The sequence below is a fragment of the Pseudomonas sp. BIC9C genome, assembly GCF_034541995.1.
In the GTDB taxonomy this organism is placed as follows: Bacteria; Pseudomonadota; Gammaproteobacteria; order Pseudomonadales; family Pseudomonadaceae; genus Aquipseudomonas; species Aquipseudomonas fluorescens_CC.
The window spans coordinates 304,130-318,404 of the sequence record NZ_JAWDGM010000006.1; the positions used below are offsets into that span (position 1 = coordinate 304,130).

Sequence of the window (14,275 nt, forward strand, 5' to 3'; positions counted from 1 at the left end):
GGGAGCGAGCCTGCTCGCGAAGGCAGCGACTCGGCCTGTCTATCTAGACCAGCACCTGCCGGTTCGATGCCATGTACTCGAACACCTGCTTCTCCACCCGCGGATGAATCAACTCCACTGGCCCGCGCCCATTGGGGCACGGCAAGGTCTTGGTGGTGCCGAACAACCGGCAGATCAGCGGCCGCTCGTCATACACCGTGCAACCATTGGGCCCCAGATGCACACAGTTGAGTTCTTCCATGGCGGCATCCTGCTCGGCGCGGGTCTTGCGCGGCAGACGTGACATTTCTTCGGGCGAGGTGGTCACCGGCCCGCAACAGTCATGGCAGCCGGGAACGCACTCGAACGAGGGAATCTGTTGTCGCAATGTGCGAATTGTCTGGCTGTTGCAGCTCATTGCAGCGGTGACCCAAAGCGGAATAGAGCGCGATTCTGACGCAAAAGCCCCGATCCAGACAGCACCTGGCGACCAATGTTGCCCGGCCGGGAAGGTCCGGCTTATGCTCCGTCAAATTTTCTAAACGCAAGAATCAGGACCACGCACATGACTGCCCGTGCTCAACAGCCTGCTCCGGACCACATCGCCTCCTACTATGCCGCCAGCAGCCTGCCGCAACCTGAACTTCCGGCGCTCAAAGGCGAAGTGCTGGCCGATGTCTGCGTGGTTGGCGGTGGTTTTTCGGGGTTGAACACGGCGCTTGAGCTGGCCGAGCGCGGTCTCAGCGTGGTGTTGCTTGAAGCCCATCGAATCGGCTGGGGCGCCAGCGGACGCAATGGCGGGCAGCTGATTCGCGGCGTCGGCCACGGCCTCGATCAGTTCACCAACGTCATCGGTGTCGAAGGTGTTCGGCAAATGAAACTCATGGGCCTGGAAGCGGTGGAAATCGTCCGGCAACGGGTCGCGCGCTTCCAGATCCCCTGTGACCTGACCTGGGGTTACTGCGACCTCGCCAACAAACCCCGTGACCTTGAAGGCTTCGCCGAGGATGCCGAAGAACTGCGAAGCCTGGGATATCGCTACGAGACCCGTTTGCTGCAAGCCCACGAGATGCACACCGTAGTCGGTTCCACGCGTTACGTCGGCGGCCTGATCGACATGGGTTCGGGACACCTGCATCCACTGAACCTGGCTTTGGGCGAAGCCGCAGCGGCACAACGACTGGGGGTCCAGCTGTTCGAGCAGTCGGCCGTGACCCGCATCGACTATGGCCCCGAGGTCAAAGTCCATACCGCTGAGGGGTCGGTGCGCGCCAAAACCCTGGTACTGGGCTGCAATGCCTACCTCAACAACCTCAACCCGGAACTCAGCGGTAAAGTCCTGCCTGCCGGCAGCTACATCATCGCCACCGAACCACTGAGCGAAGAACAGGCCCACGCCTTGCTGCCGCAGAACATGGCGGTCTGTGACCAGCGAGTGGCGCTGGATTACTACCGGCTCTCGGCGGACCGGCGCCTGCTGTTTGGCGGCGCTTGCCATTATTCAGGCCGCGACCCGAAAGACATCGCCGCGTATATGCGTCCGAAAATGCTCGATGTCTTCCCGCAATTGAGCGCCGTGAAGATCGATTACCAATGGGGTGGCATGATCGGTATCGGCGCCAATCGCCTGCCGCAGATCGGGCGACTCAGGGACCAGCCGAACGTGTACTACGCCCAGGCCTATTCCGGTCATGGCGTGAATGCCACACACCTGGCTGGCAAACTGCTGGCCGAAGCCATCAGCGGCCAGCACAGCGGCGGCTTCGATCTGTTTGCCAAGGTGCCGCACATCACCTTCCCTGGCGGCAGGCATTTGCGTTCGCCGTTGCTGGCGCTGGGGATGTTGTGGCATCGGTTTAAAGAGTTGGTCTGAAAGATTCCCTGCGTCTTTGCCGACGCTATCGCGAGCAAGCTCGCTCCCACAGTGTTTGGTGGTGTTCACAAGATTTGCGTTCACCGCCGTTCCTTGTGGGAGCGAGCTTGCTCGCGATGAGGCCCTGAAGAACAGCGCAAAATTCAGATCCGCCAGAAAGGCTTCAGCCCCTCCTCCAGCGCCTGCTCCCGCGTCAGCCCAATGTCCTTGAGCTGGTCGGCCGTCAGCGACAGCAACGCCTTGCGCGTGTGCAGGCGACACCAGAACCGGTCCCAGCGACCCCGGCCGGACGGCGCATTACACATACCCGCCTCCCGCGTGCCGTTGTTCTGCCCGGTCGCCAGTTCCTGACTGTGTAACGTCAGCCGCACATCGCTCAAACCGTTCATCTTGGATGCTCCTGTTTACTTGGGTAGCCAGAGGTTCCATGATGCGTGGGCGCGCAAAAGCATTACAGATTCAAAGCAGCTGTATTAAATCCATACAGATTTGCCGATTCCGCCACTGAATCCTGATTTTCTACCCTATCTGTACTGGTTAACCGAATCTTCCCTATCGAGGCTGCACCATGACCCTTTACGTTAACCTCGCCGAGTTGCTCGGCACGCGTATCGAACAGGGCTTCTATCGCCCCGGTGACCGGCTGCCCTCGGTACGGGCGCTGAGCGTCGAGCACGGCGTCAGCCTGAGCACGGTGCAGCAGGCCTATCGGGTGCTGGAAGACAGCGGGCTGGCCACGCCACGGCCCAAGTCCGGGTACTTTGTTCCCGCCAGCCGCGAACTGCCGGATTTGCCGGCGGTCGGTCGCCCGGCCCAGCGCCCGGTGGATATCTCTCAATGGGATCAGGTGCTGGAACTGATCCGCGCTGTGCCGCGCAAAGACGTGGTGCAATTGGGGCGCGGCATGCCAGACATCACCAGCCCGACCATGAAGCCGCTGCTGCGCGACCTGGCGCGAATCAGCCGGCGGCAGGACATGCCCGGCCTGTATTACGACAACATCCACGGCAACCTCGAACTGCGCGAACAGATCGCTCGCCTGATGCTCGATTCCGGCTGCCAGCTGAGTGCCAGCGATCTGGTGGTCACCACTGGATGCCATGAAGCGCTGTCCACCAGCGTTCGCGCGATTTGCGAGCCGGGGACATTGTGGCGGTGGACTCGCCGAGCTTCCACGGCGCCATGCAGACCCTCAAGGGCCTGGGCATGAAAGCCCTGGAAATCCCCACCGACCCGCTGACCGGCATCAGTCTCGAAGCGCTGGAGCTGGCCCTGGAGCAGTGGCCGATCAAGGTCATACAGTTGACCCCCAACTGCAACAACCCGTTGGGCTACATCATGCCCGAGTCGCGAAAACGCGCGTTGTTGACGCTTGCGCAGCGGTTTGACGTGGCGATCATCGAGGACGATGTGTATGGCGAACTGGCCTACACCTATCCGCGTCCACGCACGATCAAATCCTTCGACGAGGACGGTCGAGTCCTGTTGTGCAGTTCGTTTTCCAAGACCCTGGCGCCGGGCCTGCGCATCGGCTGGGTCGCGCCGGGCCGTTATCTGGAACGGGTGCTGCACATGAAATACATCAGCACGGGTTCCACCGCGCCACAACCGCAGATCGCCATTGCCGAATTCCTCAAAGGTGGCCACTTCGAACCGCACTTGCGGCGGATGCGCACGCAATACCAGCGCAATCGCGACATGATGATCGATTGGGTAACCCGCTACTTCCCGGCCGGCACCCGTGCCAGTCGCCCGCAAGGCAGCTTCATGCTGTGGGTGGAGCTGCCGGAAGGCTTCGACACCCTGAAACTGAATCGAGCACTGCACGACCAGGGCGTACAGATTGCCGTGGGCAGTATTTTTTCCGCCTCGGGCAAGTACCGCAATTGCCTGCGCATGAACTACGCTGCCAAGCCAACACCGCAGATCGAAGACGCGGTGCGCAAGGTCGGCGCGACAGCAATCAAACTGCTGGCGGAAACCGATCAGCTCAGCGACTGACTTTTACTCGGCAATCGGCGTCCATATGCCTATCTGCGCAGCCAAACGGAACGATCCTACGTGAGAGTCAGACAGCCCCTGCTTGCTCTTCTCCTGCTCGCCACGCTCCTGGGCGGTTGCTCCAGCTTCGACGTTCGACGTGAACCGAGCCAGGCGCTGCCGGCTTCAGACTCCGCATTCGGCCGCTCGGTCCAGGCGCAGGCCGCCCCTTACAAGGGACAATCAGGCTTTCGCCTGCTTTCGGACAGTACCGAGGCCTTCACCGCCCGTGCCGAACTGATCCGCAACGCTCAAAGCAGCCTCGACTTGCAGTACTACATCGTGCACGACGGCATCAGCACGCGCATGTTGATCGAGGAATTGCTCAAGGCCGCTGACCGGGGTGTGCGGGTGCGGGTACTGCTCGACGACACCGCCAGCGACGGCCTGGACCGGGTCATTGCCACCCTCGCCGCGCACCCGAAAATCCAGATCCGCGTGTTCAATCCGCTGAATCTTGGCCGCAGCACCGGCGTGACGCGTACCGTGGGCCGGCTGTTCAACCTGTCGCAACAGCATCGACGCATGCATAACAAGTTGTGGCTGGCGGACAACAGCATGGCCATCGTCGGCGGGCGAAATCTGGGGGACGAGTATTACGATGCCGAGCCCAAGATGAATTTCACTGACATCGACATGCTCAGTGTCGGCCCGGTTGCCGAGCAACTCGGGCACAGTTTCGACCAGTACTGGAACAGCGCCCTGAGCAAGCCGATCGACGAATTCCTGTCGAGCAAACCCACCGCCCAGGACCTGGAAAACACCCGCACCCGACTGGAAGAGTCCCTGGCGCAAACGCGCAAAGAGAATCACGCGCTCTACAAACACCTGATGACTTTCACCACGCACCCGCGCTTGGACATCTGGCGCCGCGAGCTGATCTGGGCCTGGAACCAGGCATTGTGGGATGCGCCGAGCAAGGTACTGGCCAAGGGCGAACCCGATCCGCAGTTGCTGCTGACCACGCAACTCGCACCCGAACTCGATAACGTCAGCAAAGAGCTGATCATGATCTCGGCCTATTTTGTGCCCGGCCAGCCAGGCCTGGTGTACCTGACCGGGCGCGCTGACGCCGGCGTTTCGGTGAGTTTGCTCACCAATTCACTGGAAGCCACGGACGTTCCCGCGGTACACGGTGGTTACGCGCCCTATCGCAGGGCGCTACTGGAACACGGCGTGAAGCTTTACGAATTGCGTCGCCAACCCGGCGAGGAAGGCGGCGGCGGAAGCGGACCACATCTGTTTTCCAGTAACGCCTATCGCAGTACTGACTCCAGCCTGCACAGCAAGGCGATGATCTTCGACCAGCAGAAATCCTTTATCGGCTCGTTCAATTTCGATCCACGCTCGGTGCTGTGGAACACCGAAGTCGGCGTGCTGGTGGACAGTCCGGAGTTGGCCGCTGGGGACCGCGAACTGGCGCTGCAGGGTATGGCGCCAGCCCTGAGCTACCAGGTGGAACTGGAAAACGATCAGATCGTCTGGACCACCGAAGACGATGGAAAAAAGCACACCCTGACCAAGGAGCCAGGGAGTTGGTGGCGGCGCTTCAATGCGTGGCTGAGCAACACGGTTGGGCTGGAGAAAATGCTTTAGGCCGGCTCGGCAAGTGGGCCAAACGCCCCTTGTCGCGACACCACGATCAACACGCCCAAGGCCCCCACCGCCATCAGCAACGGCAACGCATGGCCGCTGATCCACTGGCTGCCGGCGCCCGCCAGCAATGGCCCGATCAGACACCCAATCCCCCACAGCTGTGCAATATGCGCGTTGGCGCGTACCAGTGCGTCGTCGCGATAACGCTCGCCGATCAGGATCAGCGACAAGGTGAACAGCCCACCGGCGCTGGCGCCGAACAGCACCCACAATGGCCAGATCAACAGCGTGTCGATCAGCATTGGAATCGCCAGGCTCGACATCAGCAAAACCACCGCACAACCGGTGAACAACGCGCGTCGCGACAAGCGATCGGCCAACGCACCAATCGGCAATTGCAGCACCGCATCGCCGACCACCACCGTACTGACCATCGCCAGGGCGATCTCCGTGGTGAAGCCCTGGCGCAAACAATAGACCGGCAACAGCGTCAGAATCATCGCCTCGAACGCGGCGAACAATGACACGGCCCAGGCAATCGCCGGCAAGCCACGACAGAAAGCGAGCAAATCATTCAAGGTCACGCTGCTGGCCTCGCTGCTCGGCGCACCACTGCGCCCCAGCAACAGGAATGGAGCCGCCATCAACAAGCCGACCCCTACCCAAAAGCCATAATCGTGCCCGGTACCGAGGAAGCCAAGCAACACCGGCCCCGCCAGCTGACTCAATGCGTAGCTGCTGCCATACAACGCCACCAGCCGCCCGCGCCACTGCTCGACCACCAGCTGATTGATCCAGCTTTCACCGATGATGAATACAAGGGTCAGGATTACCCCGATCATCAGCCGCAGCACCAACCAGATCGGATAGCTCGGCAACAGTGCGAGCAAACCGATCGAAACCGCCCCGGCCCACAGGCACAGGCGCATCAGATTGGCCGTGCCGAATCGCGCCGCCAGATGGCTGGAGATTTTTGCCCCCAACAGGACGCCGATGGCCGGCATCGCAGCCATCACGCCAATGGCAAACGAGCCGTAGCCCCAGCTCTCCAGGCGAAACGACACCAGCGGCATGCTGACACCCAGGGCCAGGCCGACACTCAGGACAGATGCCAAAACGGCGAAATAAGTCGCCCAACGCATACTCCACGCTCCTGTGGATATTTTTATGTACAACACAAAACATTGTGGGAGCGAGCTTGCTCGCGATAGCGGAGCAACATTCAACATTGAAGTCGACTGTTACACCGCTATCGCGAGCAAGCTCGCTCCCACAGGGGATCTGAGTCGTTCGGGAGACCTGTTCTACAACAGACCTCCCTTAACGGCTTACAACTTGATCCAGGTCGCCTTCAGCTCGGTGTATTTGTCGAACGCGTGCAGGGACTTGTCGCGACCGTTGCCGGACTGCTTGAAGCCACCGAACGGAGCGGTCATGTCGCCGCCATCGTACTGGTTGACCCACACGCTACCGGCACGCAGTGCGCGGGCGGTGAGGTGAGCCTTGGAAATGTCGCCAGTCCAGACCGCGGCGGCCAGGCCGTACGGCGTGTCATTGGCGATCGCGATGGCTTCTTCGGCGCTGTCGAATTCGATGACCGACAGTACCGGGCCGAAGATTTCTTCCTGGGCAATCTTCATCGCATTGCTCACACCGTCGAAAATCGTCGGCTCAACGTAAGTGCCGCCCGTTTCCTGGAGCGTACGCTTGCCACCGGCCACCAACCTGGCGCCGTCGGCATGACCGGACTCGATGTAGGACAGTACGGTGTTCATCTGTTGGGTATCGACCAGCGCGCCAACATTGGTCGCCGGGTCCAGCGGGTTGCCTGGCTTCCAGGTCTTCAGCGCCTCGATCACCAGCGGCAGGAATTTATCCTTGATCGAACGCTCCACCAGCAGGCGCGAACCGGCGGTGCAGACTTCGCCCTGGTTGAAGGCGATGGCGCCAGCAGCGGCTTCGGCAGCATCCTGCAGGTTCGGCGCATCGGCGAACACGATGTTCGGGCTCTTGCCACCGGCTTCGAGCCAGACGCGCTTCATGTTCGACTCGCCGGAGTAGATCAACAGTTGCTTGGCGATTTTGGTCGAGCCGGTGAACACCAGGGTGTCGACGTCGTTGTGCAGGGCCAGGGCCTTGCCGACGGTGTGACCGTAACCCGGCAATACGTTCAGCACGCCTTTCGGGATGCCGGCTTCGACCGCCAGTTCAGCGATACGGATGGCGGTCAGCGGGGATTTTTCGGACGGCTTGAGGATCACCGAGTTACCGGTGGACAGCGCCGGGCCCAGTTTCCAGCACGCCATCATCAGCGGGAAGTTCCACGGCACAATGGCGCCAACAACACCCACCGGCTCACGGGTCACCAGACCCAGTTGATCGTGCGGGGTGGCCGCTACTTCATCGTAGATCTTGTCGATGGCTTCGCCGCTCCAGCTCAGGGCTTGTGCCGCGCCGGGAACGTCGATGTACAGGGAATCGCTGATCGGCTTGCCCATGTCCAGGGTTTCAAGCAGGGCCAGCTCTTCGGCGTGCTGTTTGAGCAGGCCGGCGAAACGGATCATGGTGGATTTGCGCTTGGTTGGCGCCAGGCGCGACCAGACACCGGAATTGAACGTGGCGCGGGCGTTTTCCACAGCGCGCTGGGCATCGGCGGCGTCACAGCTGGCAATCTTGCCCAGCAGACGGCCATCGACCGGGCTGATGCACTCGAAGGTCTCGCCGGAAACGGCGTTGGTGTATTCGCCATTGATATAGGCGCGGCCTTCGATTTTCAGGTCGCGGGCACGTTGTTCCCAGTCGGCACGGGTCAGGGTGGTCATGCGAGTGTCCTCCTCTTATTGATACGACACCCGCGTTCTTCGCGGGCGCTGTCAGGAATTCTGCCCGGCCAGCCTGCTTGTCGGCCCAAGGCAACCACCACCCTAAACCAGCGACAGGTGAAGTTTCAATATATTTGACATAACGCCGTCAAACGGCCTTGCGATGTTCATTTTAATAAACATAGACTTTGCCTCTATCAACCACTCGCGTCGCACTCACGGGGGAATACAACAATGAGCATCCAGAAAATCGTCGACTTCAGCCAGGCCACCACCACCGCCGAGCGCTATCGCCCGGATCCGACCAAAGTGCTGAAGGGTGATCCCGAGCAAGTGGTGTACAACCACTACAACAGCCCTTGCGGCCAATTGAACGCCGGCGTGTGGGAAGGGGCTGTCGGCCAATGGACGGTGAACTTCACCGAACACGAATACTGCGAAATCGTGCAGGGGGTTTCCGTGATACGTGACCTCGACGGCAACGCCAAGACGCTGCGCGTGGGTGATCGCTTCGTGATCCCGGCAGGCTTTCGCGGCACCTGGGAGGTGCTGGAGCCATGCCGCAAGATCTATGTGGCGTTTGAACAAAAGGCCTGAAGATTTGCGCTGTCTAGGCCGGCCTCTTCGCGAGCAGGCTCGCTCCCACAGGGATCTGTGTCGATCACAAAACCTGTGGGAGCGTGGCTTGCCCGCGAAGAGGCCCTGACAGGCACTGCATAACCCGCAGGCAACAAAAAAGGCCCGTATCTCGCGATACGGGCCTTTTTCGTAAGAGAGAAAAATCAATTACTTGATTTTGCCTTCTTTGTAGATCACGTGCTTGCGAACAACCGGATCATATTTCTTGATCTCGATTTTGTCCGGAGTAGTACGCTTGTTCTTGTCGGTAGTGTAGAAGTGACCAGTACCGGCGCTCGAAATCAAACGAATCAATTCACGCATGATTAGCTCCCTTAAACCTTGCCATCGCGACGAAGTTCGGCCAGCACGACACTGATGCCACGCTTGTCGATGATGCGCATGCCTTTGGCAGATACGCGCAGACGCACAAAACGTTTCTCTTCTTCAACCCAGAAGCGGTGATGCTGCAGGTTCGGCAGGAAACGACGACGGGTTTTGTTGTTTGCGTGGGAAATGTTATTCCCAGTCACCGGACCCTTACCGGTAACTTGACAGACTCTAGACATGCCTCAGCCCTCTAAAACCACATGCCCAACCCGGCATGGGTTGGCCGCTTAATCTCTCAGTCATTTGGCGCCAGGCGCCGCGTTTCTTTAAGGGTCTTACCGGCTACACCTACAGTGAAGGAACCGGGCCCCTAGAAAAGAGCGCTGCTTTATACCAGAAAGACTGGAGAGCAACAACATTCGGTGTGCGTTGAATTAACAAAAACCCGGTTTTCCGGGCTCCGAGCGCCTTGGACAAAGGCTATCGTCGATGGCGACCGCTCGTCGCAGAGAATCTGCTCATCGAGCCAACCAGGGTTTTTGCTCAATCGCTGCCCAGCAAAATCAGTCGCCTATAGTCGCTTCAAAATGAAAAAGGGGATAGTCATTTGCAAAAGAGCCTACTAGGGTAAGCCTTTTCCAGACTGCACTTGCAGATGGGCCTTCGATCTGTAAAGGAACCGACCATGCGCCTCGCTGCCCTACCGCTGTTGCTCGCCCCGCTTCTGCTGAGCCCACAGGCCTTTGCCGCCGCCCTGAGCGTCTGCACCGAGGCCAGCCCCGAAGGGTTCGACGTGGTGCAGTACAACTCGCTGACCACCACCAACGCCTCGGCCGACGTGTTGATGAATCGCCTGGTGGACTTCGACACGGCCAGTGGCAAAGTGGTCGCCAGCCTCGCCGACAGCTGGGAAGTCAGCCCCGACGGCCTGATCTACGTGTTCAAATTGCACCCGCAGGTGAAATTCCATCGCACCGAGTACTTCACCCCGACGCGCGACCTGAATGCCGAAGACGTGATTTTCAGCTTCGACCGCATGCTCGACCCGGCCAATGCGTGGCACAAAGTCGCCCAGAGCGGCTTCCCGCATGCGCAATCGATGCAGTTGCCTGCACTGATCAAGAAGATCGACGCCCTCGATCCACAGACCGTGCGCTTCACCCTAGACCATCCGGACTCGACCTTCCTGGCGACCCTGAGCATGGGCTTCGCCTCGATCTATTCGGCCGAGTACGCCGACAAACTGATGAAGGCCGGCACGCCCGAGAAGCTCAACAGTCAGCCAATCGGTACGGGACCGTTCGTGTTCACCCGCTTCCAGAAGGACGCCTCGATCCGCTACAAGGCCAACCCGGATTACTTCGGCGGCAAGCCGTCGGTGGACCCGCTGATCTTCGCCATCACCCCGGACGCCAATGTGCGCCTGCAGAAATTGCGCCGTAACGAATGCCAGATCGCCCTGTCGCCCAAGCCTCTGGACGTACAGGAAGCGCTGAAAGAGCCGACCCTGAAAGTCGAAAAGACTGACGCCTTCATGACTGCATTCGTCGGCATCAACAGCCAGCATCCACCGCTGGACAAACCTGAAGTCCGTCAGGCCATCAACCTCGCGTTCGACAAGGCCAACTATCTCAAAGCTGTGTTCGAAGGCACTGCCGAAGCCGCCAACGGCCCCTACCCGCCCAACACCTGGAGCTACGCCAAAAGCCTGCCGGGCTACCCCCATGACGTGGCGAAGGCCAAGTCATTGCTGGCCAAGGCCGGGCTCAAGGATGGCTTCCAGACCACCATCTGGACCCGTCCGTCGGGCAGCCTACTGAACCCGAACCCGAGCCTTGGCGCTCAACTGCTGCAGTCCGACCTCGCGGAAATCGGCATTCAGGCCGAGATCCGCGTGATCGAATGGGGCGAACTGATCCGTCGCGCCAAGGCCGGTGAACACGACTTGCTGTTCATGGGCTGGGCTGGTGATAACGGCGACCCGGACAACTTCCTAACGCCGCAGTTTTCCTGCGCCGCGGTCAAGTCCGGCACCAACTTCGCCCGCTACTGCAACCAGGACCTGGACAAGCTGATCAGCGCCGGCAAGACCACTGGCGAGCAAGGTGTGCGCAGCAAGCTCTACGAACAGGCTCAGGCGCAGATCCAGCAGCAGGCGCTGTGGCTACCCCTGGCCCACCCGACGGCCTTTGCGCTGACACGCAAGGATGTCGAGGGGTACTCGGTCAGCCCGTTCGGTCGGCAGGATTACTCCAAGGTCAACCTGAAATAAACGAGATCACAACCTGTAGGAGCGAGCTCGCTCGCGATGGACGTCAACGATGACGAGGGCCACCTGAATGAACGCGGCGTCCCTGCCACCATCGCGAGCAAGCTCGCTCCTACATGATCGCGTGCTACATCCAGCCATACTCGGCCATCGACAGCGGGTCGCCGTCGCCGATGATGAAATGGTCGAGCACCCGCACATCAATCAGCTCCAGCGCCTTTTGCAGACGCTTGGTGAGCACCCGGTCAGCCTGGCTGGGGTCGGAATTACCCGACGGGTGGTTGTGGCAGAGGATCAATGCCGCTGCGTTGTTGGCCAAGGCGCGCTTGACCACCTCTCGCGGATGAACGCTGGTGTTGTCGATGGAGCCGCGAAACAGCGTCTCAAACCCCAGCACCTGATGCTTGGAATCGAGAAACAGGCAACCAAACACCTCGTGTGGCTCGTGGCGCAGCATCGATTTCAGGTACTCGCGAACCGCCTGCGGATTCTCCAGTGCCGATTTTTGGCGCGCGCGCTCGGCCAAATGACGCCTGCTCATTTCTTGAGCCGCTTGCAACTGAGCGAATTTCGCCGGCCCAAGCCCCAGCTGCTTGCTGAACGTTTCCTGATCGGCTTCAAGCAGCGAACGCAGGCTGCCAAACTGATTCAACAAGTGTCGCGCCAGATCTACTGCGCTTTTGCCCACCACGCCTGTTCGTAAAAAAATCGCCAGCAGTTCGGCGTCCGAAAGACTTCCCGAGCCCTGTTCAAGCAACCTCTCCCGTGGCCGCTCCGCCGCCGGCCAATCGCGAATACTCATAGCACCTCCCTGTCTGTGGGCACCGCTGTTCCCTAGCGGTCGCTGTGATATCGTAGCCCATCTTTTTTGCGGGCGAATTCACCCTGGGGAGGGGGTTTCGCCACGTATGTCACCAACGAATTGAAAGGCAGGCCTATGCAGCGGCTGTATCGGAAACGCATTGTTCTGGGCGTCGGCGGCGGCATCGCTGCCTACAAGAGCGCCGACCTGGTTCGCCGCCTGATCGATCAGGGCGCCGAAGTGCGCGTGGTCATGACCCGAGGCGGCGCAGAGTTCATCACCCCGTTGACCATGCAGGCCCTGTCCGGGCACCCGGTCCACCTGGACCTGCTGGATCCGGCAGCCGAAGCGGCCATGGGCCACATCGAACTGGCCAAATGGGCCGACCTGGTGCTGATCGCCCCCGCCACGGCGGACCTGATCGCCCGCCTGGCCCAAGGCATTGCCGATGACCTGCTGACCACGCTGGTATTGGCCACTGACGCAGTGGTCGCCGTTGCACCAGCCATGAACCAGGCGATGTGGCGCGATCCGGCGACCCAGGCCAACCTGCAAACCCTCGAAAGCCGCGACATCAAGGTCTTCGGCCCGGCCTCCGGCAGCCAGGCCTGCGGTGACGTCGGCCTGGGACGCATGCTCGAAGCCCTTGAACTGGCCCAATGCGCCGCCGACTGCTTTCAGCGGCAGGCACTGACCGGCAAACACGTGTTGATCACGGCGGGGCCGACCCAGGAAAACATCGACCCGGTGCGTTACATCACCAACCACAGCTCCGGGAAAATGGGCTTTGCCCTGGCCGAAGCCGCGGTGGAAGCAGGCGCCCGCGTGACCCTGATCACCGGCCCGGTGCACCTGCCGACCCCGGATCGCGTCACCCGCATCGACGTGGTCAGCGCTCGCGACATGCTCGCCGCCTGCGAAGCCGCGATCCCTTGCGACCTGTTCATCGCCTCGGCAGCAGTCGCGGATTACCGCCCGGAAGTCGTCGCCCCACAGAAACTCAAGAAAGATCCTACGAACGGCGACGGCTTACTGCTGCAGATGGTGCGCAACCCGGACATTCTGGCCACCATCGCCACCCGTCCCGACCGCCCGTTCAGTGTCGGTTTCGCCGCCGAGACCGAGCACCTGCTCGATTACGCTGCACGCAAGTTGAAAGACAAGAACCTCGATTTGATCGTCGCCAACGACGTCGCCAACCCGAGCATTGGCTTCAACAGCGAAGAAAACGCCTGCAGCGTTATCGACCGTGAGCTTCACGCCACACTCTTCGCCCAGACCAGCAAGAGCAAGATTGCTCGCCAGCTGATCACTTTTATCGCCGAACGTCTGAACCAGGTTTAATTTACATGCACGCTTTGCAAGCCAAGATCCTCGACCCCCGCATCGGTACCGAATTCCCGCTGCCGCAATACGCCACACCGGGCTCCGCCGGCCTCGACCTGCGCGCCATGCTGGAGCAGGACACCGTGATCAAGCCGGGTGAAACCGTGCTGATCCCCACCGGTCTGTCGGTCTACATCGGTGACCCGAACCTGGCAGCGCTGATTCTGCCGCGCTCGGGGATGGGCCATAAGCACGGCATCGTGCTGGGTAACCTGGTGGGGCTGATCGACTCCGACTACCAGGGCCCATTGATGGTCTCCTGCTGGAACCGTGGCCAGACCGAATTCACCATGCCGGTCGGCGAACGCCTGGCGCAACTGGTGCTGGTGCCGGTGGTGCAGGCTCATTTCGAGATGGTTGAAGAGTTTGTTGAAACCGAGCGCGGCACTGGCGGTTTCGGCCATACCGGTACCCGCTGATCTGGTTACGCTCTTCTGTGGCGGGGGATCGAGCTCCCTCGCCACAAAATTCAAATTGTCATCTGCAAGCTTTAGCACCGAAAATCAAGGCATTGCCTGGCCGAACCCTTGCCGTCGGGGGCGTCATGGCCCTTTCACACC

At 60.6% G+C, this 14,275-nt stretch carries 13 protein-coding genes and 1 pseudogene; 7 read left to right on the forward strand and 7 right to left on the reverse strand.

Annotation, left to right across the window (positions count from 1 at the left end; all coding sequences use genetic code 11):
- Positions 1-43 precede the first annotated feature (43 nt).
- A complete protein-coding gene (locus RS887_RS25015) occupies positions 44-397 on the reverse strand; it encodes a YkgJ family cysteine cluster protein (protein WP_057398678.1) in 354 nt (117 codons plus the stop codon).
- Positions 398-544: 147 nt separating this feature from the next.
- Between RS887_RS25015 and RS887_RS25020 the strand changes: the two genes are divergently transcribed.
- A complete protein-coding gene (locus RS887_RS25020; RefSeq protein ID WP_322617497.1) occupies positions 545-1,852 on the forward strand; it encodes an NAD(P)/FAD-dependent oxidoreductase in 1,308 nt (435 codons plus the stop codon).
- 143 nt (positions 1,853-1,995) lie between these two features.
- On the opposite strand, the gene RS887_RS25025 is transcribed toward RS887_RS25020, so the two are convergent.
- Positions 1,996-2,241 carry a DUF1127 domain-containing protein gene (locus RS887_RS25025; RefSeq protein ID WP_322617498.1) on the reverse strand — a complete coding sequence of 82 codons (246 nt, stop codon included), beginning with the start codon at positions 2,239-2,241 and terminating at the stop codon, positions 1,996-1,998.
- 179 nt (positions 2,242-2,420) lie between these two features.
- Between RS887_RS25025 and RS887_RS25030 the strand changes: the two are divergent.
- Both RS887_RS25030 and RS887_RS25035 read left to right on the forward strand, forming a co-directional pair.
- Positions 2,421-3,853, forward strand: a pseudogene (locus tag RS887_RS25030) (PLP-dependent aminotransferase family protein).
- A 60-nt stretch (positions 3,854-3,913) separates the two neighbouring features.
- Positions 3,914-5,488 carry a phospholipase D family protein gene (locus tag RS887_RS25035; protein ID WP_322617499.1) on the forward strand — a complete coding sequence of 525 codons (1,575 nt, stop codon included), beginning with the start codon at positions 3,914-3,916 and terminating at the stop codon, positions 5,486-5,488.
- Here RS887_RS25035 and RS887_RS25040 read toward each other — a convergent pair.
- Together RS887_RS25040 and RS887_RS25045 are read right to left on the reverse strand one after the other, a co-directional pair.
- A complete protein-coding gene (locus tag RS887_RS25040; RefSeq protein ID WP_322617500.1) occupies positions 5,485-6,630 on the reverse strand; it encodes an MFS transporter in 1,146 nt (381 codons plus the stop codon). The genes RS887_RS25035 and RS887_RS25040 overlap by 4 nt on opposite strands.
- A gap of 186 nt (positions 6,631-6,816) precedes the next feature.
- The gene (locus RS887_RS25045; RefSeq protein ID WP_322617501.1) at positions 6,817-8,310 is read right to left on the reverse strand and encodes an aldehyde dehydrogenase; all 1,494 of its coding nucleotides are present in this window, start codon (positions 8,308-8,310) and stop codon (positions 6,817-6,819) included.
- A gap of 234 nt (positions 8,311-8,544) precedes the next feature.
- On the opposite strand from RS887_RS25045, the gene RS887_RS25050 reads away from it, so the two are divergent.
- The gene (locus RS887_RS25050) at positions 8,545-8,907 is read left to right on the forward strand and encodes a cupin domain-containing protein (protein ID WP_322617502.1); all 363 of its coding nucleotides are present in this window, start codon (positions 8,545-8,547) and stop codon (positions 8,905-8,907) included.
- A gap of 189 nt (positions 8,908-9,096) precedes the next feature.
- Here the strand turns inward: RS887_RS25050 and rpmG are convergent, their stop codons facing one another.
- Both rpmG and rpmB read right to left on the reverse strand, forming a co-directional pair.
- The gene (gene rpmG, locus RS887_RS25055; protein WP_003177274.1) at positions 9,097-9,252 is read right to left on the reverse strand and encodes a 50S ribosomal protein L33; all 156 of its coding nucleotides are present in this window, start codon (positions 9,250-9,252) and stop codon (positions 9,097-9,099) included.
- Positions 9,253-9,263: 11 nt separating this feature from the next.
- The gene (gene rpmB / locus RS887_RS25060; RefSeq protein ID WP_003177273.1) at positions 9,264-9,497 is read right to left on the reverse strand and encodes a 50S ribosomal protein L28; all 234 of its coding nucleotides are present in this window, start codon (positions 9,495-9,497) and stop codon (positions 9,264-9,266) included.
- A 446-nt stretch (positions 9,498-9,943) separates the two neighbouring features.
- Here rpmB and RS887_RS25065 point away from each other — a divergent pair, with 446 nt between their 5' ends.
- Positions 9,944-11,530 (forward strand): ABC transporter substrate-binding protein, encoded by a 1,587-nt coding sequence (locus RS887_RS25065; RefSeq protein ID WP_322617503.1) that lies wholly within the window; start codon positions 9,944-9,946, stop codon positions 11,528-11,530.
- A gap of 124 nt (positions 11,531-11,654) precedes the next feature.
- Here the strand turns inward: RS887_RS25065 and radC are convergent, their stop codons facing one another.
- A complete protein-coding gene (radC, locus tag RS887_RS25070) occupies positions 11,655-12,329 on the reverse strand; it encodes a RadC family protein (protein ID WP_008018261.1) in 675 nt (224 codons plus the stop codon).
- A gap of 135 nt (positions 12,330-12,464) precedes the next feature.
- Between radC and coaBC the strand changes: the two genes are divergently transcribed.
- Complete coding sequence (gene coaBC, locus RS887_RS25075; protein WP_102700099.1) at positions 12,465-13,673, forward strand: bifunctional phosphopantothenoylcysteine decarboxylase/phosphopantothenate--cysteine ligase CoaBC; 1,209 nt, start codon at positions 12,465-12,467, stop codon at positions 13,671-13,673.
- Positions 13,674-13,678: 5 nt separating this feature from the next.
- On the forward strand, positions 13,679-14,134 hold the full coding sequence (dut, locus tag RS887_RS25080) for a dUTP diphosphatase (RefSeq protein WP_007975171.1): 456 nt from the start codon (positions 13,679-13,681) through the stop codon (positions 14,132-14,134).
- Positions 14,135-14,275 lie beyond the last annotated feature (141 nt).

Bases quoted from the DNA above. Each gene is read 5' to 3' on its own strand.
- RS887_RS25025 (WP_322617498.1), bottom strand. From the start codon at position 2,241: ATGAACGGTTTGAGCGATGTGCGGCTGACGTTACACAGTCAGGAACTG.
- RS887_RS25065 (WP_322617503.1), top strand. From the start codon at position 9,944: ATGCGCCTCGCTGCCCTACCGCTGTTGCTCGCCCCGCTTCTGCTGAGC.
- coaBC (WP_102700099.1), top strand. From the start codon at position 12,465: ATGCAGCGGCTGTATCGGAAACGCATTGTTCTGGGCGTCGGCGGCGGC.
- RS887_RS25015 (WP_057398678.1), bottom strand. From the start codon at position 397: ATGAGCTGCAACAGCCAGACAATTCGCACATTGCGACAACAGATTCCC.
- RS887_RS25040 (WP_322617500.1), bottom strand. From the start codon at position 6,630: ATGCGTTGGGCGACTTATTTCGCCGTTTTGGCATCTGTCCTGAGTGTC.
- RS887_RS25020 (WP_322617497.1), top strand. From the start codon at position 545: ATGACTGCCCGTGCTCAACAGCCTGCTCCGGACCACATCGCCTCCTAC.
- rpmB (WP_003177273.1), bottom strand. From the start codon at position 9,497: ATGTCTAGAGTCTGTCAAGTTACCGGTAAGGGTCCGGTGACTGGGAAT.
- RS887_RS25050 (WP_322617502.1), top strand. From the start codon at position 8,545: ATGAGCATCCAGAAAATCGTCGACTTCAGCCAGGCCACCACCACCGCC.
- RS887_RS25045 (WP_322617501.1), bottom strand. From the start codon at position 8,310: ATGACCACCCTGACCCGTGCCGACTGGGAACAACGTGCCCGCGACCTG.
- radC (WP_008018261.1), bottom strand. From the start codon at position 12,329: ATGAGTATTCGCGATTGGCCGGCGGCGGAGCGGCCACGGGAGAGGTTG.
- dut (WP_007975171.1), top strand. From the start codon at position 13,679: ATGCACGCTTTGCAAGCCAAGATCCTCGACCCCCGCATCGGTACCGAA.
- rpmG (WP_003177274.1), bottom strand. From the start codon at position 9,252: ATGCGTGAATTGATTCGTTTGATTTCGAGCGCCGGTACTGGTCACTTC.